Source organism: Bradyrhizobium zhengyangense, assembly GCF_022012555.1.
In the GTDB taxonomy this organism is placed as follows: Bacteria; Pseudomonadota; Alphaproteobacteria; order Rhizobiales; family Xanthobacteraceae; genus Bradyrhizobium; species Bradyrhizobium zhengyangense.
The window spans coordinates 546,113-570,083 of the sequence record NZ_JAKLTZ010000003.1 but is presented as its reverse complement, the minus strand read 5'-3'; the positions used below and the strand labels follow the sequence as shown (position 1 = coordinate 570,083).

21 protein-coding genes are annotated in these 23,971 nt (G+C 64.4%); 15 read left to right on the top strand and 6 right to left on the bottom strand.

The annotated features are described in order from the left end of the window. The first annotated feature begins 49 nt into the window (after positions 1 to 49). Genes L6639_RS13315 through moaC form a run of 4 tightly spaced genes read left to right on the top strand, consistent with a single transcriptional unit; the run spans position 50 to position 4,325 of the window. Positions 50 to 1,948: a SurA N-terminal domain-containing protein gene (locus L6639_RS13315; protein ID WP_237862056.1), complete on the top strand. Its 1,899-nt coding sequence runs from the start codon at positions 50 to 52 to the stop codon at positions 1,946 to 1,948. A gap of 14 nt (positions 1,949 to 1,962) precedes the next feature. Then, entirely contained in the window at positions 1,963 to 2,976 is a 1,014-nt protein-coding gene (gene trpD / locus L6639_RS13310; protein WP_237862054.1) for an anthranilate phosphoribosyltransferase, read from the top strand. Positions 2,977 to 2,983: 7 nt separating this feature from the next. Then, complete coding sequence (gene trpC / locus L6639_RS13305) at positions 2,984 to 3,805, top strand: indole-3-glycerol phosphate synthase TrpC (RefSeq protein ID WP_237862052.1); 822 nt, start codon at positions 2,984 to 2,986, stop codon at positions 3,803 to 3,805. A 1-nt stretch (position 3,806) separates the two neighbouring features. Next, positions 3,807 to 4,325, top strand: coding sequence for a cyclic pyranopterin monophosphate synthase MoaC (moaC, locus tag L6639_RS13300; protein WP_237862050.1), 519 nt, complete (start codon positions 3,807 to 3,809; stop codon positions 4,323 to 4,325). Positions 4,326 to 4,332: 7 nt separating this feature from the next. On the opposite strand, the gene L6639_RS13295 is transcribed toward moaC, so the two are convergent. Next, a complete protein-coding gene (locus L6639_RS13295; RefSeq protein ID WP_237862048.1) occupies positions 4,333 to 4,497 on the bottom strand; it encodes a Flp family type IVb pilin in 165 nt (54 codons plus the stop codon). A 312-nt stretch (positions 4,498 to 4,809) separates the two neighbouring features. Between L6639_RS13295 and L6639_RS13290 the strand changes: the two genes are divergently transcribed. After that, a complete protein-coding gene (locus L6639_RS13290) occupies positions 4,810 to 7,542 on the top strand; it encodes a bifunctional diguanylate cyclase/phosphodiesterase (RefSeq protein WP_237862046.1) in 2,733 nt (910 codons plus the stop codon). 170 nt (positions 7,543 to 7,712) lie between these two features. Here the strand turns inward: L6639_RS13290 and L6639_RS13285 are convergent, their stop codons facing one another. After that, a complete protein-coding gene (locus L6639_RS13285; protein WP_237862044.1) occupies positions 7,713 to 9,050 on the bottom strand; it encodes a S41 family peptidase in 1,338 nt (445 codons plus the stop codon). A 308-nt stretch (positions 9,051 to 9,358) separates the two neighbouring features. On the opposite strand from L6639_RS13285, the gene L6639_RS13280 reads away from it, so the two are divergent. The 7 genes from L6639_RS13280 to L6639_RS13250 all read left to right on the top strand — a co-directional run bounded on the left by L6639_RS13280 (position 9,359) and on the right by L6639_RS13250 (position 14,740). Continuing rightward, positions 9,359 to 10,486 carry an alpha-hydroxy acid oxidase gene (locus L6639_RS13280; RefSeq protein WP_237862042.1) on the top strand — a complete coding sequence of 376 codons (1,128 nt, stop codon included), beginning with the start codon at positions 9,359 to 9,361 and terminating at the stop codon, positions 10,484 to 10,486. Between the two features lie 14 nt (positions 10,487 to 10,500). Further along, positions 10,501 to 11,124, top strand: coding sequence for an HAD-IA family hydrolase (locus L6639_RS13275; protein ID WP_237862040.1), 624 nt, complete (start codon positions 10,501 to 10,503; stop codon positions 11,122 to 11,124). Between the two features lie 141 nt (positions 11,125 to 11,265). Next, positions 11,266 to 11,481: a hypothetical protein gene (locus tag L6639_RS13270; protein WP_237862037.1), complete on the top strand. Its 216-nt coding sequence runs from the start codon at positions 11,266 to 11,268 to the stop codon at positions 11,479 to 11,481. A 178-nt stretch (positions 11,482 to 11,659) separates the two neighbouring features. Further along, the gene (locus L6639_RS13265) at positions 11,660 to 12,871 is read left to right on the top strand and encodes a molybdopterin molybdotransferase MoeA (protein WP_237862035.1); all 1,212 of its coding nucleotides are present in this window, start codon (positions 11,660 to 11,662) and stop codon (positions 12,869 to 12,871) included. Positions 12,872 to 13,047: 176 nt separating this feature from the next. Further along, positions 13,048 to 13,749: a transcriptional repressor LexA gene (gene lexA / locus L6639_RS13260; protein WP_128951590.1), complete on the top strand. Its 702-nt coding sequence runs from the start codon at positions 13,048 to 13,050 to the stop codon at positions 13,747 to 13,749. 158 nt (positions 13,750 to 13,907) lie between these two features. Further along, on the top strand, positions 13,908 to 14,114 hold the full coding sequence (locus tag L6639_RS13255) for a hypothetical protein (RefSeq protein ID WP_237862033.1): 207 nt from the start codon (positions 13,908 to 13,910) through the stop codon (positions 14,112 to 14,114). 191 nt (positions 14,115 to 14,305) lie between these two features. Continuing rightward, a complete protein-coding gene (locus tag L6639_RS13250) occupies positions 14,306 to 14,740 on the top strand; it encodes a hypothetical protein (protein WP_237862031.1) in 435 nt (144 codons plus the stop codon). Positions 14,741 to 14,750: 10 nt separating this feature from the next. On the opposite strand, the gene L6639_RS13245 is transcribed toward L6639_RS13250, so the two are convergent. The 4 genes from L6639_RS13245 to L6639_RS13230 form a co-directional block, all read right to left on the bottom strand. Then, the gene (locus tag L6639_RS13245) at positions 14,751 to 17,033 is read right to left on the bottom strand and encodes a ComEC/Rec2 family competence protein (RefSeq protein ID WP_237862030.1); all 2,283 of its coding nucleotides are present in this window, start codon (positions 17,031 to 17,033) and stop codon (positions 14,751 to 14,753) included. Positions 17,034 to 17,132: 99 nt separating this feature from the next. Beyond that, positions 17,133 to 17,366 (bottom strand): DUF2171 domain-containing protein, encoded by a 234-nt coding sequence (locus tag L6639_RS13240; RefSeq protein WP_063194708.1) that lies wholly within the window; start codon positions 17,364 to 17,366, stop codon positions 17,133 to 17,135. 88 nt (positions 17,367 to 17,454) lie between these two features. Beyond that, positions 17,455 to 17,841, bottom strand: coding sequence for a nuclear transport factor 2 family protein (locus tag L6639_RS13235; protein ID WP_237862028.1), 387 nt, complete (start codon positions 17,839 to 17,841; stop codon positions 17,455 to 17,457). A gap of 20 nt (positions 17,842 to 17,861) precedes the next feature. Beyond that, complete coding sequence (locus tag L6639_RS13230; RefSeq protein ID WP_237862027.1) at positions 17,862 to 19,538, bottom strand: glutamine--tRNA ligase/YqeY domain fusion protein; 1,677 nt, start codon at positions 19,536 to 19,538, stop codon at positions 17,862 to 17,864. A 144-nt stretch (positions 19,539 to 19,682) separates the two neighbouring features. Here L6639_RS13230 and gltX point away from each other — a divergent pair, with 144 nt between their 5' ends. From gltX to L6639_RS13215, 3 genes are all read left to right on the top strand, one after another. Then, on the top strand, positions 19,683 to 21,110 hold the full coding sequence (gene gltX / locus L6639_RS13225; RefSeq protein WP_237862025.1) for a glutamate--tRNA ligase: 1,428 nt from the start codon (positions 19,683 to 19,685) through the stop codon (positions 21,108 to 21,110). A 144-nt stretch (positions 21,111 to 21,254) separates the two neighbouring features. After that, entirely contained in the window at positions 21,255 to 22,559 is a 1,305-nt protein-coding gene (gene gltA / locus L6639_RS13220; RefSeq protein WP_237862023.1) for a citrate synthase, read from the top strand. A 175-nt stretch (positions 22,560 to 22,734) separates the two neighbouring features. Further along, positions 22,735 to 23,913, top strand: coding sequence for an ROK family transcriptional regulator (locus tag L6639_RS13215; protein WP_237862021.1), 1,179 nt, complete (start codon positions 22,735 to 22,737; stop codon positions 23,911 to 23,913). Positions 23,914 to 23,971: the final 58 nt, after the last annotated feature.

Genomic DNA, 23,971 nt, shown 5'->3' with positions numbered 1-23,971 from the left:
GCATTAAGACGCGCTCCCGTTCCCCTCCTTATCAAACAAGTTGGACCAAATGCTTCGAGGAATGCGCAAGGCCTCATCAAACTGGGTCGGCAAGACCATCATGGCCGTCGTGATGGGCGTGTTGATCATCAGCTTCGGCATTTGGGGCATCGCCGACATCTTCCGGGGCTTCGGGCAGTCCACGCTGGCCAAGGTCGGCCACACCGAGATTTCGCTGAACGAGTTCCGCCAGATCTACACCGACCGCCTCCAGCAGATCGGCCGCCAGTTTGGCCGGCCCCTCACGCCGGACCAGGCGCGCGCGTTCGGCCTTGACCGCCAGGTGCTCCAGCAGACGATTGCCGAAGCTGCCCTCGACGAGAACGCGCGTCAGCTCGGGCTCGGCCAGTCCGACGAGCAGATCCGCCAGATCATCATGAACGACCCGAACTTCAAAGGCGTCGACGGTAAGTTCGATGCGAACCGCTTCCAGGGGCTGATCCGCAATTTCGGCTACACTGAGCAGCGCTACGTGGCCGAGCAGCGCAAGGTGGCGCTGCGCCGGCAGATCACCGGCACGATCGGCGCCGGCCTCGAACCGCCGAAGACCATGTTCGACGTGGCGACGCGCTTCCAGAACGAGCAGCGCTCGATCGAGTTCGTCAGGCTCGATACGGCGCAGGCCGGCACCATAGATCCCCCCTCGCCCGAGGCGCTCGCCGCCTATTTCGAGGATCACAAGGTCCAGTTCCGCGCACCCGAATTCCGCAAGATCGTCTTCGCCGTGATCTCGCCGGAGGACATCGCCAAGTGGAGCGACGTCTCCGACGACGACGCGAAGAAACTGTTCGATCAGCGCAAGAACCAACTCTCCACACCGGAGAAGCGCCAGATCAAGCAGATTGTGTTTCCGAACGCCGCCGAGGCGCAGGCCGCGCGCGAGCGTCTGGTCGGCGGGCTGTCCTTTGAAGATCTCGGCAAAGAGCGCGGTTTGACTGCCTCCGACGTCGATCTCGGGCTGGTGACGAAATCCTCGCTCGAACCAGCCGTCGGCAATGTCGCCTTCGCGCTTCCCGTTGGCGAAATCAGCCAGCCGATCCAGGGCCCGATTGGCGTTTCGATCGTCAAGGTCGACAAGATCGAGCCCGGCGCCGAGGCCGACTACGCCAAGTTTGCCGCCGACGTGAAGCGATCGATCGCGACCGAGCGCGCGCGCACCAAGGTCGGCGAGCTCCGTGACAAGATGGAGGACGAACGCGGTGCCGGCACCAGCGTCGCCGATGCCGCACAGAAGCTCGGGCTCACGGCCGTGACCATCGATGCCGTCGACCGCTCCGGCCGCGCGCCGAACGGGCAGACCGTTACCAACATTCCGCAGGGTCTCGACGTGGTGTCGCAGGCCTTCAACAGCGATGTCGGCGTCGACAACGACCCAATCTCGTTCAAGGGCGGCTATGTCTGGTACGACGTGCTCGCCATCACGCCGTCGCGCGACCGCAATCTCGATGAGGTCCGCGACCAGGTCGAGGCGCGCTGGCGCCAGGAGCAGATCGCCACCAAGCTGAAGGCGAAGGCGACCGAACTGGTGCAAAAGCTCGAACAGGGCGGCAAGCTCGCTGACGAGGCCGCTGCGATCAATGCCAAGGTCGAGACCGCCAGCGGCTTCAAGCGCGACGACTCCCCGGCCGGCGTGCCCGCCAACATCGTTGCGGCCGCCTTCCGCGCCGCCAAGGACGGTGTCGGCCAGGCGCCGGTGACCGGCGGCACCGAAGTCATCGTCTTCCGCGTCACCGACATCGTCGATCCCGCGGTCGACACCGCCTCCGACGCCGTCAAGAAGCTGAAGGAGAGCGTCGACAAGTCGCTGACCGACGAGCAGGTCGCCTCCTACGTCAACAAGCTTGAAACCGACATCGGGACCACCATTAATCAGGCCGCCTTCGCGCAAGTGACCGGCGCGAACCAGTGAGTTGAAAGCACGCGATGGACGACCTGAAATCGATCATTGGAAAAGTTGCGACCGGTGCCAGCCTGTCGCGTGAGGAAGCCGCATCCGCCTTCGATGCCGTGATGTCCGGCGAGGCCACCCCCTCGCAGATGGGCGGCCTCTTGATGGCGCTGCGTGTGCGCGGCGAGACGGTGGAGGAAATCACCGGCGCGGTCACGGCGATGCGCTCGAAGATGCTCACGGTCGATGCGCCCGCGGACGCCGTCGATATCGTCGGCACCGGCGGCGACGGCTCCGGCTCGGTCAATGTCTCGACCTGTGCCTCGTTCATCGTCTCCGGCACCGGTCTGCCCGTCGCCAAGCACGGCAACCGCGCGCTCTCGTCGCGCTCGGGCGCTGCGGACGTGCTGGCCTCGCTCGGCGTGAAGATCGATCTCAAGCCCGAGCAGGTCGGCCGCTGCGTGCGCGAATGCGGCATCGGCTTCATGTTCGCACCGGCCCATCATCCGGCCATGAAGAACGTCGGCCCGACCCGGGTCGAGCTCGCCACCCGCACGATCTTCAACCTGCTTGGGCCCCTGTCCAACCCGGCCGGCGTGAAGCGGCAGATGGTAGGCGTATTCTCCAGGCAATGGGTGCAGCCGCTGGCGCAGGTGCTGAAGAATCTCGGCTCCGAATCCGCCTGGGTGGTGCACGGCTCCGATGGCCTTGACGAGATCACCCTCACCGGCCCGACCTTCGTCTCGGCGCTCCACAATGGCGAGATCCGGAATTTCGAGGTAACGCCCGAGGACGTCGGCCTGCCGCGATGCGATCCCGGCGCACTCAAGGGCGGTGATGCCGACGCTAATGCGATGGCGCTGCAAAGCGTCCTCGACGGCAAGCCGAGCCCCTATCGCGACGTCGCGCTGATCAACGCCGCCGCGGCGCTCGTCGTCGCCGGCCGCGCCAAGGACCTGAGGGAAGGCGTCGCGATCGGCGCAAAATCGCTCGATAGCGGCGCTGCGAACGCGCGACTGAAACATCTGATCGCGGTCTCGAACAGCTGAGCCTGTCATGTCCGATATCCTGACCAAGATCGAGGCCTACAAGCGCGAGGAGATCGCGGCGGCCAAGCGCGCGCAGCCGCTCTCGGCGGTCGAGGCACAAGCCAGCGCGCAGGACGCGCCGCGCGGCTTCGTGCGCGCGATCAGGGCCAAGCACGCCAATGGCGATTATGCGCTGATCGCCGAGGTGAAGAAGGCCTCGCCCTCCAAGGGTCTGATCCGCCCCGATTTCGATCCGCCCCTGCTTGCCAAGGCCTATGAGGCGGGCGGCGCGGCCTGCCTGTCCGTGCTGACCGACACGCCCTCGTTCCAGGGCCATCTCGACTTCATGGTTGCGGCACGCGCGGCGACCTCGTTGCCTGTGCTGCGCAAGGATTTTCTGTTCGACACCTATCAGGTGGTCGAGGCGCGCGCGCACGGCGCCGACTGCATCCTCATCATCATGGCGGCGCTCGATGATGCGACCGCCAAGGATCTCGAAGACGCCGCGATCGCCTACGGCATGGATGTGCTGATCGAGATCCACGACCGTGCCGAGCTCGATCGGGCGCTGAAGCTGCGTTCACCGATGATCGGGGTCAATAACCGGAATCTGCGCACCTTCGAGACGACGCTGGCGACCAGCGAGATGCTGGCGCCTCTGATCCCGCGGGAGCGGCTGATGGTCGGCGAGAGCGGCATCTTCACGCCCGCAGACCTGTCGCGGCTCGAGCGCGTCGGCATGTCGACCTTCCTGGTCGGCGAGAGCCTGATGCGCCAGGCCGACGTCGCGGCCGCCACGCGTACGCTGCTCACGCGCCAGACCAAGGCCCGCGCCACGGGCACGCGCTGACATGGTGTGCAAGCCATCCAAGGCGAAGCCCGCAAAGGCGAAGGCCAGCCCTGCCCTCACCCATATCGGCGCCTCCGGCGAGGCGCGGATGGTCGATGTCTCGGACAAGGCTGCCACCGAGCGGCTTGCCGTCGCCGAAGGCCGTGTCGTCATGGAGAAGGCAACGCTCGACCTGATCGTGTCAGGCAACGCCAAGAAAGGCGATGTGCTCGGCACCGCGCGCATCGCCGGAATCATGGCAGCGAAACGGACCTCGGAGCTGATCCCGCTCTGTCATCCGCTGGCGCTGTCGAAGGTCACGGTCGACATTGAGCCTGACGCGAAGCTGCCGGGCTGCGTGGTCCGTGCCAGCGTCAAGGTGACCGGCCCAACCGGCGTCGAGATGGAAGCCCTCACGGCCGTTACGGTGGCCTGCCTCACCATCTACGACATGATCAAGGCGGTCGAGCGCGGCGTGCGCATCGAGGGCATCCATCTCGTCGAAAAGCTGGGCGGCAAGTCGGGCCATTACCGCGCCTGATCGGTGGTTATTTCAGCGCCGTGCTGATCGATCCGAACTTGGTGTTGAGCTTGCTACCCAGGCCGTTCACGACGGTGATGATGGCCAGCGCGATACCGGCCGCAATCAGGCCATATTCGATCGCGGTCGCACCGGATTCGTCGATCCAGAAGTTCTTCAAAGTCTTTTTCATGATCGTGTCCTCTCTCGCATCGTTGCGGAGCTGAGTTCGCAATTCGCGTGCCAATGTGGCATCGAGGATCGTCAGCAGGTTAGATGGTTAAGCGTTGGTTGATTCCACCGCGATCGGCAAGAACTGACCCTCATCCCGACCATGGCCGGCAAAAGCTGCATGCTTCTCGTCATGCGCATCGATTGCATTTGCGCATTACGGTTCATGTCGCGTTAACCGCGCTTCCTAACGTCGCCTCCACATCGATCCCGTAAACCGACGGATGTCACGGGATCAAGAATTGACCCTGACGTGTGGACGGCGACGAACAACATGATGACAAAATACGGCAGCCGCCTCTTCGACCAGGCCTTCGTGCGCAGCGGACCGATCCGCTGGCTCGTGGTCGGCGGCACATTGCTGATCGCGGCAATCGCCGTCGGCGCGGTATTGATGGCGCAGAATTTCCGCGAGCGCGCGCTGCGCAACTCCAGCCGCGAGCTGGAAAACACCGTGCTGCTGCTCGCCCATCATTTCGATCAGCAACTGCAGGATTTCGCGGTCATTCAGAAGGATTTCGTCGACCACGTGCGCGTGAACGGAATCACGACCGCAGCGGACTTCCGCAAGCGCCTCTCCGGCGAGGACGTGCACCGGATGCTGCGCTCGAAGATCGAGGCGCTTCCGTACATGGGCGGCGTCAACATCATCGACGCCGACGGCAATGTGATCAATTCCTCGACGACATGGCCCGCTCCGAAGGTCAACGTCGCCGACCGCGCCTACTTCCGCACCTTCCGATACGATCCGCAGGCGCCCGACGTACTGATCGAACCGGTTCACAGCCGTATCTCCGGCGCTTGGACCATCCTGATCGTGCGCAGGATCATGGGACCGCACGGCGAATTCATGGGTGCCGTCGGGCGCGGCATCGAGCCGGCCAATTTCGAGAAGTTCTTCGAGACCGTCATGCTCGGCGAAGGCGCGACGATCTCGATGCTGCATCGGGACGGCACGCTGCTGGCCCGCTATCCCGATTCCAGCGACATGATGGGACGCAATTTCAGGAACGGGTCGTTCGAGCAGCAGAAGATCTTCACGCTCGACCACTTCGCCGGGCGTATCGTGAGCCCGATCGACGGCGAGGACCGGCTGGCCTCGGCGCGTGCTTTGCCCCATTTCCCGATTCTGATGATGGCGACGACAACGCGCGCGGCGGCGCTCGCCGACTGGCGCGAGCAAATCGGAATCCTGATTTCGGTCGCCGGCGCGTCCGTGCTTGCGATTGCGGGCGTGCTGACCGCGATCGTGCGCAAGCTCCTGGAGCAGCACCGCCTGTCCCGGGAGCGGTTGACGCTGGAGAAGCAGCGCCTCGATCGCGCCGTCAACAACATGACCCAGGGTCTGCTGCTGTTCGATGCCGAGCGGCGGCTCGTGATCTGCAACCAGCGCTACATCGAGATGTACGGCCTGTCGGCCGACATCGTCAGACCCGGCTACAGCTTCCGCGACATCATCGCGCACCGCAAGGCGACGGGCTCGTTCACGGGTGACGTGGACCAGTATGTCGCGCGCGTGCTGCGCGACATCCACGTGCGCAACTCCATGGTGGTCGACACCAGCGACGGCCGATCGATCCAGATCGTCAACGAGCCTCTCGACGATGGCGGCTGGGTCGCGACCCATGAGGACATCACCGAGCGGCGCCGCACCGAGGCGCGTATCACCCACCTCGCCCACTACGACGCGCTGACCGACCTGCCCAACCGCGCCAAGTTCCACGAACATTTGCGCGAGGAGCTAGCCAGCATGGCTCACGGTGAAGAGCTTGCCGTGCATTACATCGACATCGACGAGTTCAAGGGCGTCAATGACGCGCTCGGCCATCTCGTCGGCGACGAGCTGTTGAAGTCGGTGGCGGAGAGCCTGCGCCGCTGCGCCGGCCCGACCGATTTCGTCGCTCGTCTCGGCGGCGACGAATTCGCCATCGTGCAGAGCGCGGTGACCAGGCAGGACCAGGTCAGCGAGCTCGTTGCCCGGGTCTTCGCCGCGATCCGCGCACCGTTCGATTGCATGGGCCATCACCTCACCACCGATGCCAGCATCGGCATTGCACTGGCGCCCGGACACGGCAACGCGCTCGATCAGATTCTGAAGAACGCTGACATGGCGATGTACGCGGCCAAATCCGCCGGGCGCCGCACCTATCGCTTCTTCGAGCCCGAGATGGACGCCAAGGTACGCGAGCGGCGCCAGCTCGAAATCGACCTGCGCCACGCCATCGCCCAGGGCAGGCGCGACGGTGGCCTCGAGGTCTATTATCAACCCTGCCTCAGCCTGAAGGACGACCGCATCACCGGCTGCGAAGCGCTGGTGCGTTGGCGCCACCCCGAGCGCGGCATGGTCTCGCCGGCAGAATTCATCCCGATTGCCGAGGATACCGGGCTGATCAACGAGATCGGCGAATGGGTGCTGTCGACCGCCTGCCGCGACGCGGCCACCTGGCCCGACGACATTCGCCTTGCGGTCAACGTCTCGCCGGTTCAGTTCAAGAGCGGCACGCTGGCTCTGAAGATCATGGCGGCGCTCGCCGCCTCCAATCTGCCGGCGAGCCGGCTCGAGCTCGAAATCACCGAGGCCGTGTTGATCCGCGACGACGACACCGCGCTTGCGATCCTGCACCAGCTCCGTGCCATCGGCGTCCGCATTGCGCTCGACGATTTCGGCACCGGCTACTCCTCGCTGAGCTATCTGCATCGCTTCCCGTTCGACAAGATCAAGATCGACCGCTGCTTCGTCAACGACATCGCAGGTCCCGACGGCTCCGCCAGCATCGTGCAGGCCGTGGTCAATCTCGCCAGCGCCCGCCGCATGGCGACCACGGCCGAAGGCGTCGAGACCGAGGAACAGCAGCGGTTGCTGCGCACGCTCGGCTGTACCGAGATGCAGGGTTATCTGTTCAGCGCCGCAAAGCCGGCCGACAAGATGTTGGAGCTGTTCGCGCTCCATCGCAGCCGGCTCACCCAGCGCGAAGGTCGGGAAGGCCGCCGCCGCGAGGCTGGCTAGTATCCCCACAGCGGACGCCGCAATCGCACCCGGCGCTTGGTCGCACGCAAAGCCGCGACAATACGGCCTTTGCCGCAATGAATCCGAGCTGAGACGACGTCCAAAACGAATTCGCCCGGCAGTGGCGATCCACTCCCGGGCGATGTCTGGATGTCCTGAAGTCGCAGCGGTTAGTTCGGCACTGTCGCTTTCGGAGCGGGCTTGGCGGCCGCCGCATTCACCGTGACGCCGTGCAGGAAGTCGTAGGCCGCATGCAGGGCCTTGTCGTCCTTCTCTTCCGGCGGGACGTAGGATTGCGATCCGGTCTGCTCGGTACCGTCGGCGGCCTGCAGATGACCGCGCATCTGCGATTCCGCGATGGTGTCGACGCGGCCTTTCAGCTCGGCCGGAACGTCCTGGAGGATCTCGATGTCGGGCGCGATACCCTGGGCCTGGATCGAGCGACCCGACGGCGTGTAGTAGCGCGCGGTGGTCAGCGCCAGCGCGCCGTTGCCGGCACCAAGCGGGATGATGGTCTGCACCGAGCCCTTGCCGAACGAGCGGGTGCCGATGATCGTCGCGCGCTTGTGGTCATGCAGCGCGCCGGCCACGATTTCCGACGCCGAAGCCGAGCCACCATTGACCAGCACCACAAGCGGCTTGCCCTTTGTGAGGTCGCCGCCATGCGCGGTGAAGCGCTGGGTCTCTTCCGGATTGCGGCCGCGGGTCGAGACGACCTCGCCGCGTTGCAGGAACGCGCTCGACACCGACACGGCCTGGTCGAGCAGACCACCCGGATTGTTGCGCAGATCCATCACATAGCCAACGAGCTTGTCTTGCGGGATGTCCTTGGAGATCGAGGCGATTGCCTTCTTCAGGCCGTCGGTGGTCTGCTCGTTGAACGAGGTGACGCGGATGTAGCCGACGTCGCCGTTCTCGACGTGGAAGCGGACCGGGCGGACATGGATGATCTCGCGCGTGATCGCGACATCCATCGGAGCATCGGCGCCCTTGCGGATGATGGTGAGCTTGGTCTTGGTGTCGACCGGGCCCTTCATCTTGTTGACGGCCTGCTCGAGCGTCATGCCCTGCACGTTCTCACCGTCAATCTTGCTGACGAGGTCGCCGGACATGATGCCGGCCTTGGACGCCGGCGTGTCGTCGATCGGCGAGACGACCTTGACCAGGCCCTCTTCCATCGTGACCTCGATGCCGAGGCCGCCGAACTCGCCGGAGGTGGTCTCCTGCATCTCGGTCCAGGCCTTGTCGTTCATGTAGCGCGAATGCGGATCGAGCGAGGTCACCATGCCCGTGATCGCACCTTCGATCAGCTTGGCATTGTCGGGCTTCTCGACATAGCTCGCCTTCACCCGCTCGAAAACTTCCCCGAACAGGTTGAGCTGGGAGTACGCACCATCCGCGCCTGCCGCCGCCCGTGCCGCCCATAGTCCGCCCTGCGGACCTGATACGAGGAGGGTCAGGCATGCTCCGGTGAGCGCGCCCAGTGGGAAGAGCAGGGTTTTCCGCATGGAATGGGTGGCCTTTTCGCTTAGCGGTTCTTTTGAGGCTTGGCAGCCGCCATGCAAGTGGCGATCCAGCCCGGTTCTCACAATATCATTCTGGTTTCTTCAAGGCCGGCCTGCCACGCCGGCGGGTACGCGGCAAAAATCCCTTCGCCTGAACCTAAACATTTGGCAACGTTGGCAAGACCGCCCCCGCTCCCGGCGGGAATCAGTCGGCCGGACGGCGCCTCGCAGCTATGCGATTTTAGGATGGTTTTGGAGAGCCGGACGGGATAGGCGATTGAATAAGGCTTCAAATTCTCGGGAGGATAACAATGAACGAAGCACTCCGGCCGGAACGGAACGTCGAACTCGGCGCCAGCGACGAGCCGTTCCAGAACCTGCACGAATTCATCCGGAAGGCGCGTTCCAACCTCAACCAGAACGCCTGGGACTACATCGTCGGCGCCGCCGAGACCGAGACCACGATGCGCCGCAACCGCATGGCGCTCGACGAGATCGCGTTCCGCCCGCGTGTGCTGCGCGACGTCCGCCAGGTCAGCGGCTCGGTCGAGCAGTTCGGCCGCAAGATGCGACTGCCTGTCGTGCTCGCCCCCGTCGGCGCGCTGGAGATCTTCGATCCCTTTGGCGCAGCCAGCGTCGCGCGCGCCGCCGGTACTTTTGGCGCATCGCACATGCTCAGCTCCGTCTCCGAGCCCGGCCTGGAAAAGACTGCCGAAGCCGCGCCCGATGCGCTGCGCATGTTCCAGCTCTACGTCCGTGGCGATGACGCATTCGTCGCCGAAATCGTCAGCCGTGCACAGAAGGCTAATTATGCCGCCTTCTGCCTCACCGTCGACACCGCCCACTACAGCCGTCGTGAGCGCGACATCGCCAAACGCTACGTTCGCGAGAGCCGCCTGCGGGCCACCGGCGGCGATTACCAGAAGGGTCTGGAGTGGCGGACCGTGAAGATGATCAAGGACAAGTTCAAGATCCCGCTGATCATCAAGGGCATCGCAACTGCCGAGGACGCGCAGATCGCGGTCGATCACGGCGTCGAGTGGATTTATGTCTCCAACCATGGCGGCCGCCAGCTTGATCACGGCCGCGGTGCCATGCATGTGCTGCCGGAGATCGTCGACGCCGTGAAGGGCCGCGCCAAGATCATGGTCGATGGCGGCTTTTGCCGGGGCACCGATATCGTCAAGGCGATCGCGGCGGGCGCCGACCTCGTCGGCATCGGCCGGCTGCAATGCTGGGCGCTGGCGGCAGCCGGCGAGGCCGGCGTGACGCGGATGCTGGAACTGCTGGAGGACGAGGTGCTGCGCTGCCTCGGTCTGTTAGGTGCCACCTCCTTCGCCGAGGTCAACAAATCCTGCCTGCACCCGGCCACCGCAACCAACGCGCCGAGCGTGTTCAGCGCGTTCCCGCTGTTCGACCACGAACCCTATCGATACTGACCCGAAAGGCTGCAATGACCTCGCTCTGTCCCGGCAGCGCGGATGCGCTTCTGTTCGATCTCGGGCGCGTCGTGCTCGACATCGATTTCTCCAAGGCGATCGCCTGCTGGGCGGGACATGCCGGCTGCAAGCCCGAAGCCATCGTCGGGCGCTATGTGCGCGACGAGGCCTACCGCCTGCACGAGGTCGGCAGGATCAGCGACGAGGACTATTTCGCCTCGCTGCGCTCATCGCTCGGAATCTCCATTTCGGATGCCCAGTTCCTCGAGGGGTGGAACGCGATTTTCGCCGGCGAGATGCCCGGTATCGCGGACCTGCTCCCGCGCGCGGCAAAGCAGATGCCGGTCTACGCCTTCTCCAACACCAACCGGCCACACGTGGACTATTTCTCGAAGGAATATGCCGACGTGCTCCGCCATTTCCGCGAGCTGTACCTTTCGTCCAGCATCGGCCTGCGCAAACCGGATGCGGAAGCGTTCGACCATGTCGTCGCCGCGATGGGCGTGCCGGCCAGCCGGATCGTGTTCTTCGATGACCTTGCCGAGAACATCGAAGGCGCGCGCGCCCGCGGCCTGACCGCGGTCCATGTGACCTCACCCCACGACGTCGGCCTTGCGCTGAAGGCGCTGGGGATCTGATCCGGCGGCAAATTCCGGAACAATTTCGACCGGAAGCGAGGAACCAAAGCCCTTTGTGCAATTTTGTACAGAGTTCCGGGAACGAATACCCGCTTCCGGACTCATGAGTCCGTTGGGAATTCTACGGACGGAAATATCATCGTGTTGGGCAAAACCTACCTCACCAAGCAGGCCTCCCTGCTGGTCAAATTCGCCAAGACTACCTCGGATTCCGAGCTTTCCGCCAAGCTGATGAGCAAGGCGGCCGACTTGAAGGCCCAAGCCGATCCTATGCCCGACAAGGATCAAGGCCCCAAGGCTCCCGACGTCGCTGAAGACGGAAACGCGGCAAGGGCAAATCCCATTACGCGGTCGTAACGCTGCGCGCAGGCTGCCTGTCCTCGTGTCGGTCTGCCGCGCCTTCCGGATCACGTCGCGGACACCAGCCCTGCCCGAAGCGTAAGCTTCGCGGCAATATACCCCCTTTTGCCTCGGCCTCTCCGCTCGGCTAAAACCTCGCCGACCGAGTCCTTCGATCTTGTTGCGGGAGTACGCCGTGGCCCTGATGCCGGTTTCCGATGCGCTTGCCGCCGTGCTCGCCGGTGCAGAGCCTTTGGCAGAGGAAATGATCGCACTGGATCAGGCGTTCCATCGCGTGCTCGCGCGCGACGTTGCCGCGCGGCGGACGCAGCCGCCCGAGGCCATGTCGGCGATGGATGGCTATGCCGTCCGCGCGGCCGATGCGGCGAAGGTTGATGCACAGCTTACGGTCATCGGCGAGGTCGCAGCCGGCCGCCCGTTTGCTGGAACAGTCGGCGCTGGCGATGCCGTACGGATCTTCACCGGCGGCGTCGTTCCCGCCGGCGCGGATGCGGTCGTGATCCAGGAGGACACCATCGCGGACGGCAAGCGCATCACGATCAAGGAAGCCGCCGTCACCGGGCGGCACATCCGCCCCGCCGGGATCGACTTCCGCGAGGGTGAGGTGCTCCTGCACAAGGGTACGCGCCTGACCGAGCGCGACCTTGCGCTCGCCGCCGGCATGAACCACCCGCAGCTTGCCGTCCGCCGCCGTCCGAAGGTCGCGATTCTCGCGACCGGCGACGAGCTGGTGATGCCGGGCTCGACGCCCGGCCACGGCCAGATCGTCTATTCCAACGGCTACGCCCTGCACGCCCTCGCCCGCAGCGAGGGGGCCGACACCATCGATCTCGGCGTTGCCGCCGACACGCTTGCCGCCACCACATCGGGCATCCGCCGCGCGCGCGAATCCGGTGCCGACATCCTGATCACGACCGGCGGAGCGTCTGTCGGCGACCACGATCTGGTGCAGCAGGCGCTGACGAACGAAGGTATCTCGATGGCGTTCTGGAAGATCGCGATGCGGCCGGGCAAGCCGATGATGAACGGGCAGCTCGGGCCGATGCGCGTGATCGGCCTGCCCGGCAATCCCGTGTCATCCTATGTCTGCGGCTTCCTGTTCCTGGTGCCGCTGATTCGCGCGATGTCGGGCCGTTCAGTGATTCATCATCGCCGCGAACGCGCCGTGCTCGGCCGCGACGTCAGCGCCAATGACCAGCGCGAGGATTATTTGCGTGCGCGTCTGGAGACGCGGGATGACGGCACGCTCGTCGCTCTTCCCGTCAATCACCAGGATTCCTCACTGCTTGCGAATCTCGCTGCGGCACAGGCACTTCTCGTGCGCGCCCCGTTCGCGCCGAAGGCCGAAGCCGGCACGCCTTGCGAGGTGTTGCGACTGCCCGCGTGAGCGCGTCGTTCGCAACCGTTCCGCGAACTTTGCCGCGTTCACGGTAAATTAAGCAGTTGCGGAACATGTATCGAACATATAGTGTCCGTTCATGATTTGTTTCGAGCATGTAGCGGCTTATTGCTGAATTCAGCGTCTCGGAATCGAACGACATCGTCAGGGGGATTTTGGTCGAGATGTTAACGCGCAAACAATACGAGCTCCTGCGGTTCATCAGCGAGCGATTGAAGGAGAGCGGCGTGCCGCCCTCCTTCGACGAGATGAAGGATGCGCTCGATCTGCGCTCGAAGTCGGGCATCCATCGCCTGATCACCGCGCTCGAGGAGCGCGGCTTCATCCGCCGCCTGCCCAACCGCGCCCGCGCAATCGAGGTGATCAAGCTGCCCGAGCTCCAGGCGGCCGCCGGAAGCCGCCGCGGCTTCACGCCGAGCGTCATCGAGGGCAATCTCGGCAAGGTGCGCACGACCTCGAGCCCGCCCGCCGACGAGGGCGAGCGTCCTGTCGCGGTTCCTGTAATGGGCCGGATCGCGGCCGGTACGCCGATAGAGGCCTTGCAGACGCGCAGCCACACCATCAGTGTCCCGCCCGACATGCTCGGCGCGGGCGAGCACTACGCGCTCGAAGTGCGCGGTGATTCCATGGTCGACGCCGGCATTCTCGATGGCGACATGGCGCTGATCCAGCGCAACGAGAGCTGCGACACCGGCGATATCGTGGTGGCCCTGATCGACGACGAGGAAGCGACGCTCAAGCGCTTCCGCCGCCGTGGCGCTTCAATCGCGCTCGAGCCGGCAAACGCCGCTTACGAGGTCCGGATCCTGCCGCCCAACCGGGTCAAGATCCAGGGCAAGCTGATCGGGCTGTACCGGAAATACTGAACTCGTCCCGCGCTCGCACCTGGCGAGCACGCCCTTAAGATTGGAGCGGACGATTGTCCGCTCCGGCTGGATAGTCCTTCAGGTTCTGCACAGATTATCCGGCCCCCTCTTCGGCGCTACATCCCCGGCACGCCACAACGAAGACCGAGGAGACCGCCATGCGCAAAATCATTCTGAGCACCGTCGCGATGGCGCTGATCGCGGCATCAGGGTCGCAGGCCATCGCTGCGCAGCCGCAGCATCGCGTTCGCAAGGCGCCACAGGCCACGACGAGTGAGCAATTCCGCAATGCCCGCAACGCCGTCAAGCAGCAGGCGCAGTCGGCCTGGCCGTATTCGGGCTGGTCGGCACCATCAGGACGCTGAGAGCGAAGTCTCCCGAATGCACAGGAGCAGGCTTTGTTCCTCATCGGCGCGGGAAAGATATTGTGATTGCAAGCCGCGGATCTGAGCCGCAGATTTGCCCCCAACATCGCATATGATTGCAAGCTTCCACTCTGATAGAGGCCTGCGCCTCAGAAGAGGCGCGGTGCTCTATCGCTGATGAGGAGCACCCGATGTGTGACTATAGCCTGCATGCCGTCGCGACGCGTCCCGCAGAAGTCGGCGAGACGATTGTCACGACAACCTTCCGCGGCACCTCGACGCGCGGCTTCGCCTCCGAAGCCGACATGTCGGTCGCGGTCTGCCTGCTGCCGGGAACGGAGCTCGCCTTCGCCGACAACGTCCGTTACGACAACAGGTGGATCTGGACGCGCACCATCAATTCGCGCGTCGGCAAGTTCGGCAAGGTCGATCCGCACATTCCCGATCGTCATCACGACGCGATCGAATTTCCCGATGGCAAATATGTGCTGGTGACCCAACTCGTCGAAGGCCAGCGCGCAACCGTGCTGCAGCTGCCGGTGACCCAGCCGTTCGGTGAGCGCGAGCATAAGCCGCAAGTGATTTCCGATATCAGTCCGACGCCTCCGCGCCTGCCGATCGGTTGAACCATCGGTTCTAATCCTCGGCCTGAAGGTCGGCCTCCGACGGTGTTGCGTCCTTGGAGCGCGGAGCTGCCGACCGCGGCACGAGGGTCAGTTCGAAATCGCCATCGCCGGCCGCCGCCGGCGACCAGGGGCGGTTTGCGCCCCTCGCCCTCACCGACTGAATCGCAAAACCGTCGCCGCGGGGTGTCAGCGCCAGCGCACCCTGGCTCACCAGACGCGGCCGGTCGACCACCATCGCGGTACAATCCGGCGGCGCGGGCCTTGCGGTCACCACCAGTGCCGCGCGGCTGCAATCATCGGCCAGCGCGTCGATGCGCAGCGCCAGGGCGACCATGCGGCCGTCAGCAAGCGGCGTCACGCAACCGGCGTCGTCACACGACACGCCGTCACCGAGCGAGCCACTCGCCGCATCGCGCGGATCAGCGTCAGCCGCGAGCCACTCCTTCAGCAGGAAATTGTCCTTCTTCGTCCTGATCAGATGCAGCTGCCCGTCCCTGCCTCGCACCGCGACGTTCTGACCGTCACCGGCGATGAGAATGTCGGGTTGCCTGATGGAAAGACCCCAGATGGTCGCCGCCACCAGCACGAATGCTCCCGACCATCGCAGCGGCGTGCGCAGCAGGCCCATCAGGACCAGGCCCAAGCTCGCAACGATCAGCGGCGCCGTGCCGAAGGCCGCGACGTGGCCGACCGCGCCCGGTAACGCAGCGACCCAGCGCGTGACCAAAATCATCCAGTCGATGCCGATCCCCATCAACCACCAGAACACTCCGTCCAGCCCGAAGGGAGCCGCGAGCAATCCCAATAGCCCTGCCGGCATCACCAGCGCCGAGACCACCGGCATCGCGCCGAGATTGGCAAGCACGCCGTAAGGCGTAACACGGTGGAAATGGAAGGCGGCGTAAGGCGTAGTCGCAAGTCCCGCGATCATCGAGGCCATGAACAACATCGCGATCTCGCGGCCGCCCCACAGCGCGATGCGCGCGGTCGCCGAATGATCGGGCGAGGCAAACAGGCTCGGCATGCCGACCTGCACCAGCGCGACGAGCCCGAGCGTTGCGGCGAACGACATTTGAAAGCTTGGATGCACCAGCGCTTCCGGCGCGACTGCGAGCACGATCAGCGCCGCCACGGCCAGGGTGCGGAACGTGATCGCGCGGCGATCGACGATGACAGCAATCAGCACCACCGCGGTCATGAAGAACGATCTTTGTGTCGCGACTTCGGCGCCCGAGAGCAGCAGATAGAACGCCGACGCAGCCAGCGCAGCGGCGGCCGACCATTTCTTGATGGGAAAGCCCACGGTCAGTCCCGGGACGAGCGCGAGCAGCGCGCGGACCGCGAAGAAGACGACACCCGCGACGACGGCCATGTGATAGCCTGAAATCGAGAGGACGTGACCGAGCCCCGAGATGAACATCGCGTCATTGACGGGCGTGGTGATCGCATCGCGGCGGCCGGTGAGCAGCGCGGTCGCGATGGCGCGGTTGTCGCCGTCGAGTGTCGCGCGGATGCGCGCGTCGATCGCATCGCGCAGGCCTTGCATGACCGCGGCGTAGCGTAGCTGCAATCCGCCCGGCACGGGCGGCGTCACAGTCGTGATTGCTCCCATCGCAAAGCCGGACGCACCGATGCCCTGGAAGAACATGTCGCGCGAGAAATCGTAGCTGCCCGGCCGCAATGGCGACAGCGGTGGCATCAGCCGCGCTTTCAGCTGCACGAAGCTGCCGACGTCGGGGGCGGTTCCCTTGCGCACGGAGAGGCGGACGCGCTCCAGCTTCACGTCGCTGCGCTGCGCCTCCATCACCGTGACGCGCAGCACGAAGCGGTCAGTGCGTTCGCGGATGTCGCGGGTCTCGACGAAGCCCGACAGCGACACGGAATAAAGCGGCTTTGCGAGCACAGTGTGGGCGATGCGCGCCGTCTTCCACGTCGCCGCCGCAAAACCGGCCGCGACCGCCGCGATCATGATCGCGGGCGCAAACCACCGGCTCCTCCGCAACAGGGCCGCGCCGAGCGTGAGCGCGGCCGCCGTCGCAACCGTGACCCACAGCACCGGCTCGTGATCGGCGGTAAAATAGAGCGCGATGCCGCAGCCGAAGGCGATGGGCACCCAGGGAAACAGCCGCCCCGCACCAGCCTCGGCCTTGGCCCATTCGCGCAGCGTCCCGACAACCCCGGGCCAGACGCCCGACCCTGCCGGCACAAAGCCTCCGGCCGACGCGGCCCGGCCTGTCGGCCAAGTCCCGGCAATGCCTTGCGACAGACGCTGCGGCCGGCCCGGCTCCGCCATTCCCTTGGCAACCCCTGCGATACGCGACGGGCGCAGAGCCTACCGGAACGTGCAGGTCGCCGAATAGCGGTACGGATCAGGAACGAAGGGGCCGCGCCCCTACTTTTCCTCTTCCATCGTCACCGCGACGTCCGCCTTGGCCGACAGGCGGACCTTGTTGCCTTCGACACCGGCGACAAGGCCCTTGTCGATGAAATGGTGGTGTCCCTTGTGACTGCCCTCACCGCTATCCTTCTTGGTCAGCTTGATGCGGTTGCCCTCGACCTTGTCGACCGTTCCGATATGGACGCCGTCGGCGCCGATGACTTCCATATGCTCTGCGATGTTCTGCATGGTGGGATCCTCGTTGGACCCACCCAACGCATAGGGAGCGCGTTCGTTGCTCTCCCCGGAATGACGATAGCGTGTGACGGCGCGCCTGTCAGATCAGCAGCGCCTTGGCCGAGGCGTGGTGATTGACGATCTTCCAGTCACCGTCCTGGCGGATGATGACCCAACTCATCTTGACGACGAGATCCGGGCGCTCACCTGCGAAGTTGAACGTGATGGTCGCGCCCATATTGATCAGATCGGGACCGACCTGCGCCGCCTGCACCTCGGAAAATGCCGCGCCCGGCTTGCGCCAGCGCGGCAGGCCGTTGAAATAATCGGTGACGCCATCCCTGCCCCGATAGAGCCTTGGGTTGGAGCCGAAGAAGAATGCGTTCTTCGAATACAGCGCCGACAGCGCAGCCGCATCGAGCGTCGCGAACCCGGCGCACCATTTCGCGATGATGGCGGAAACGATGGCGTCGGCCTCGCTGCTCATGTGCCTGTCAGCCCTTTGCGTCAGCCTTTGGCCACTTCCTTCGCGAAGGTATCGCGCAGGCCGATGGTGCGCGAGAACACCGGCTTGCCGGGCGTCGAGTCCTTGTCGCGCACGAAATAGCCCTGGCGCTCGAACTGCATCGGCTCGGTCGAATTGCTTTCCGCAACCGAGGCCTCGATCCGCGCGTCGGACAGGATCTCCAGCGAGTTCGGATTGAGATCGGCCGCGAAGTTCGAGGCGTCCGGGCTCGGATTGGCGAACAGCTGGTTGTAGATGCGGATCTCCGCGGGCACAGAATTGGCCGCCGGCAGCCAGTGCATGGTCGCCTTGACCTTGCGGCCGTCAGGCGCGTTGCCGCCCTTGGTCGCGGGATCGTAAGTGCAGCGAAGCTCCACCACTTCGCCCTTGTCGTTCTTGATCACGCCGGTGCACTTGACGAAATAAGCGTAGCGCAGCCGCACCTCATTGCCGGGCGACAGGCGGAAAAACTTCTTCGGCGGGCTCTCCATGAAGTCGTCCTGCTCGATATAGAGTTCACGGCCGAACGTGATTTTTCGCGTGCCTGCCGAGGGATCATCCGGATGGTTGATCGCCTCGAGCTCCTCGGTCTGCCCTTCCGGATAGTTCTCGATCACGACCTTGAGCGGCTTCAACACCGCCATGCGCCGCTGCGACGTGCGGTTCAGCTCCTCACGGATGCAGAACTCGAGCATGCCGACATCGACCACGCTGTTGGCCTTGGCCACGCCGATGCGCTTGATGAATTCGCGCAAGGCCGCCGGCGGCACGCCGCGGCGGCGCATCCCCGCCATGGTCGGCATGCGCGGATCGTCCCAGCCGGCGACATGGCCGTCGCGGACGAGCTGGGTCAGGACACGCTTGGACAGCAGCGTGTAGGTCAGATTGAGCCGCGCCATTTCGTACTGGTGCGGCGTGGACGGCACCGGCAACTTCTCGATGAACCAATCGTAGAGCGGCCGGTGGTCCTCGAACTCCAGCGTGCAGATCGAGTGCGTAATGCCTTCGATCGCGTCCGACTGGCCATGGGCATAGTCGTAGCTCGGATAGATACTCCACTTCGTCCCGGTGCGCGGATGATGCGCATGCAGGATACGATAGAGCACGGGGTCGCGCAGATTGATGTTCCCCGAGGACATGTCGATCTTGGCCCGCAGCACGCGCGCGCCGTTCGGGAATTCGCCGGCCTTCATGCGGCGGAACAGGTCGAGGTTCTCCTCCACGCTGCGGTCACGGAACGGCGAGTTCTTGCCGGGCTCGGTCAGCGTGCCGCGCGCGAGGCGGATCTCCTCCTGGGACTGGTCGTCGACATAAGCGAGCCCGTCGCGGATCAGCTTCTCCGCCCATTCGTACAGGCGGTCGAAATAATCAGAGGCATAGAACAGGTTCTTGCCCCAATCGTAGCCGAGCCAGTGCACGTCGGCCTGGATGGAATCGATATATTCCTGCTCTTCCTTGACCGGATTGGTGTCGTCGAAGCGCAGATGGCAGCGGCCCGGAAATTCCTGGGCGATGCCGAAATTCAGCGCGATCGACTTGGCGTGGCCGATATGCAGGTAACCGTTCGGCTCCGGCGGGAACCGGGTCACGATCTCCTTGTATTTGGCCTGATCGAGGTCGGCCTGGATGATGTCACGAATGAAATCGCGCCCAACCTCAGTCGCCACCGGTTCTGTCATTATGAAAATCCTGTAGGGAAATCAGCGGTCCTTCTGCCAAATTCGCTTGGCTGAGCCAAGGCCTTAAGGCGTCCGCTGTCGGGCTTTAGTTATGCTCTGGTCCTGTTATATACCACCGCCTCCAATGCATAGGCCCTGCCAAGAATGACCGATTCAGTCGTCACCCGCTTTGCTCCCTCCCCGACCGGCTTCCTCCATATCGGAGGCGCCCGCACGGCGCTGTTCAACTGGCTCTTTGCGAAGAAGCACGGCGGCAAGATGCTGCTCCGGATCGAGGACACCGACCGGGAGCGCTCCACCGAGGCTGCGATCGGCGCGATCCTGGACGGGCTGAAATGGCTGGAGCTCGGCTGGGATGGCGACGTCATCTACCAGTTCAGCCGCGCGGCCCGCCACCGCGAGATCGCCGAGCAGTTGCTCGCCGACGGCAAGGCCTATCGCTGCTACGCCACCGCCGAGGAGCTCGCCGCCATGCGCGAGAAGGCGCGCGCGGAAGGACGCACCCGCCTCTATGACGGCATGTGGCGCGACCGCGATCCGGCCACCGCGCCGGCTGACGTCAAGCCGACCATCCGCCTGCGCGCGCCGCAGACCGGCGAGACCGTGATCGAGGACCAGGTCCAGGGTCGTGTGGTCTGGCAGAACGAGAACCTCGACGACCTCGTCCTGCTGCGCGGCGATGGCAACCCGACCTACATGCTCGCTGTGGTCGTGGATGACCACGACATGGGCGTCACCCATGTCATCCGCGGCGACGACCACCTCATCAACGCCGCCCGCCAGAAGCAGATCTACGATGCGATGGGCTGGGCGCTCCCGAACATGTCCCACATCCCGCTGATCCACGGCCCGGACGGCTCAAAACTCTCCAAGCGCCACGGCGCGCTCGGCGTCGATGCCTACCGCGCCATGGGATACCTCCCGGCCGCGCTCCGGAATTACCTCGTCCGGCTCGGCTGGAGCCATGGCGATCAGGAGATCTTCTCGACCGAGGAGATGATCGCGGCGTTCGACCTCGCCAATGTCGGCCGCGCCGCCGCCCGCTTCGACTTCGCCAAGTTGGAGAACCTCAACGGCCATTACATCCGTCACGCCGACGATCAATCGCTCGTGAAGATGTTCGAGGACGTGCTCGACCACGTCGTGCCCGCGCGCGACGAGATTAAGGCCAAGTTAAACGACGCCACGCGCGCCCAGCTGCTCAAGGCCATGCCATCCCTGAAGGAGCGCGCCAAGACGCTGATCGAGCTGATCGACGGCGCCTCTTTCATCTTCGCCGACCGGCCGTTGCAGCTCGACCCGAAGGCGGCAGCCCTGCTGACGCCCGAGAACCGCAAGCTGATCGGCCAGCTTCATTCCGCGCTGGAGAAAGTCGAGACCTGGAGCGGCGCTGCCACCGAAGCTGCGCTGCGCGCCTTCGCCGAGGAAAATAGTCTCAAGCTCGGCGCGGTCGCCCAGCCGCTGCGAGCAGCATTGACCGGCCGCACCACGTCGCCTGGAATATTTGAGGTTTTGGACGTGCTGGGACGCCAGGAAAGCCTGGACCGGCTTAAGGACCAATCTACGACGTAAGTAGGCCATGGCTGCCATGATCTTGCAGCGCACACAGCAATAATATACCCATCTCCCCGTACATTCTGGAACATCCGGCCTGCCCCATCTTCTCCTTGGGGGCCTCCGGCTCCGGCCCGTTTCACCACACATCGGGGACCTCTGATGGACGCCAAAGAAAGCCCAAAGACCGCCACGCTGACGGTCGGAAACAAGAATTACGATCTTCCGATTCACAGCGGCAGCGTCGGACCTGATGTCATCGATATCGGCAAGCTGTACGGCCAGTCCGGCCTATTCACCTACGATCCCGGCTTCACCTCGACCGCGAGCTGCCAGTCCAAGATCACCTATATCGACGGTGATGCGGGCGTGCTGGAATACCGCGGCTATCCGATCGAGCAGCTCGCCGAGAACGGCGACTTCCTCGAGACCTGTTACCTGCTGCTCTACGGAAACCTGCCGACCGCCGCGCAGAAGAAGGATTTCGACGATCGCGTGATCCATCACACGATGGTGCACGAGCAGATGGCCCGTTTCTTCCAGGGCTTCCGCCGCGACGCCCATCCGATGGCAGTCATGGTGGCCTCGGTCGGCGCGCTCGCCGCGTTCTACCACGACTCGACCGACATCAACGATCCCAAGCAGCGCATGATCGCTTCCATGCGCATGATCGCGAAGATCCCGACGCTGGCGGCGATGGCCTACAAGTACACCATCGGCCAGCCCTTCATGTATCCGAAGAACTCGCTGAAGTTCGCCGAGAATTTCCTGCACATGTGCTTCGCGGTGCCGTGCGAGGAGTACAAGATCAACCCGGTGCTCGCTGACGCGCTGGACAAGATCTTCATCCTGCACGCCGACCACGAGCAGAACGCCTCGACCTCGACGGTGCGTATCGCCGGCTCCTCCGGCGCCAACCCGTTCGCCTGCATTGCCGCCGGCATCGCCTGCCTCTGGGGTCCGGCGCATGGCGGCGCCAACGAAGCTGCGCTCGCGATGCTCGCCGAGATCGGCAGCGTCGACAAGATCCCCGAGTTCATCGCCAAGGTGAAGGACAAGAATTCCGAAGTTCGCCTGATGGGCTTCGGTCACCGCGTCTACAAGAATTACGATCCGCGCGCCAAGATCATGCAGAAGATGTGTCACGCCGTGCTCAAGGAGACCGGCCATGGCGACGATCCGATGCTGAAGGTGGCGCTCGAGCTCGAGAAGATCGCCCTGAGCGATCAGTACTTCATCGACCGCAAGCTGTACCCGAACGTCGACTTCTATTCGGGCATCACGCTGAAGGCGATGGGCTTCCCGGTCTCCATGTTCACCGTGCTGTTCGCCGTCGCCCGCACCGTCGGCTGGATCAGCCAGTGGAGCGAGATGATCGAGGATCCGCAGCAGAAGATCGGCCGTCCGCGCCAGCTCTACACCGGCGTCACCCGCCGCGACTACGTCGCGATCAAGGATCGCAAGTAAGTCTTGTCGATACGGCTTTCGAAGCGGCGCCATCTCGCGATGGCGCCGTTTTTGTTTGTGCTCACCCTACGTGTTGCCCCGCACAACAACAAGTCGACGCATCGCGCCGACGAGCGCTTGACAGTTGAAACGCTCCGTAGGCAAATTCTTACTCTAAGTAAGAATGACGACAGGGATGGAAATGCCGGAGCAGCCGAGAAGTCGGCGGCAGACGCGCGCCGCCATTTTGACTCATTTGCTCCAGTCCGGCGGCTCGTTCCGGCCGCCGCTGGCGAGAGCCGTGCGGCTGTCCGAAGCAAGCCTGTCGCGCATCCTGTTCGACCTCAAGGCTGAAGGCCTGATCGAGGAAGTCAGGCGCCCTGCTCCTTACGTCGGCGGCCCGACCGGTCTCGTCTCGCTCGATCGCACGGTGGCGCTGGCTGCACTCGAGCTCACCGGAGAATGGCTCAGCGTCGGCGTTGGCAATTTGTCGGGCGAGCTGCATTACATCGAGCGTGTGCCGCTGCCGCGAAAGCCGACCGTCGAAACCATGGGCCGGGTGTTCCGCGAAGCCCTGCACCTGCTGCGCGACTGGACGCGCCGCCGCCGCATCAGGCTCGCACATGTCGGCGTGACCGTTCCGGGCCTCGGCCGCCTCAGCGAGTTCGGCAACCCCATCATTCCCTGTGACATCGAACAGATCGGCGACATGCTCGCCGAGCTGTTTGCGGGCGTGCCGGTGACTTTCACTAATTCGGTGGTCGCGCACGCCGCCTTTCATCGCTGCCGCAACGAAAACTATCCGTTCGCCGACGCGCATCTGTTCGTCTTCGTCGGCCAGGGTGTCGCGGGCGCCTGGATCGGTGATCCCAGTGAGGACGACGCACTCGAGCCGGTCGAGCTCGGCCACATGGTTTTTGGAACCGACGGCCCGCGTTGTCGCTGCGGACATCATGGCTGCGTCGAAGCCTACACGTCGTTGCCGGCGCTGGCCGAGCTGCTGCGCATGACCGAAGCAGAATTGCTCCAGCTTGGCTCTGACTGGGTGACAACGGTCCCCCTCACGACGCGGCTGCGGCAGGAATTGCGCCAGCGGCTGTTCCGGCTCGGTCTCGCCATCGGCAACACATTGAACGTCAAACCATGCCGCGGCGTTGTCGTCAGCGGCTGGCCATCGCTTCTTGCGGAAGACGATCGAAAAGCCGTGAGCGACGGCATCGATTCCAGCCTGCTCGGCGGCCGGAAGCTGGCGCAGGTGTCGCTCGCCTTTGTGCCGCCTTCGACCGGCAACGATCCGCAGGCCGCCCTCGCCTTCGCCGCGTTCTGCCTGGCGAGATCCGGCGGCATGGCCGCCGCATCGACGGAGGCCGCCTGAGATGACCTAAGCCGCGTGCGGCTCGCGCACGCCAACAACCGCGCCAAAACGGCGCAAA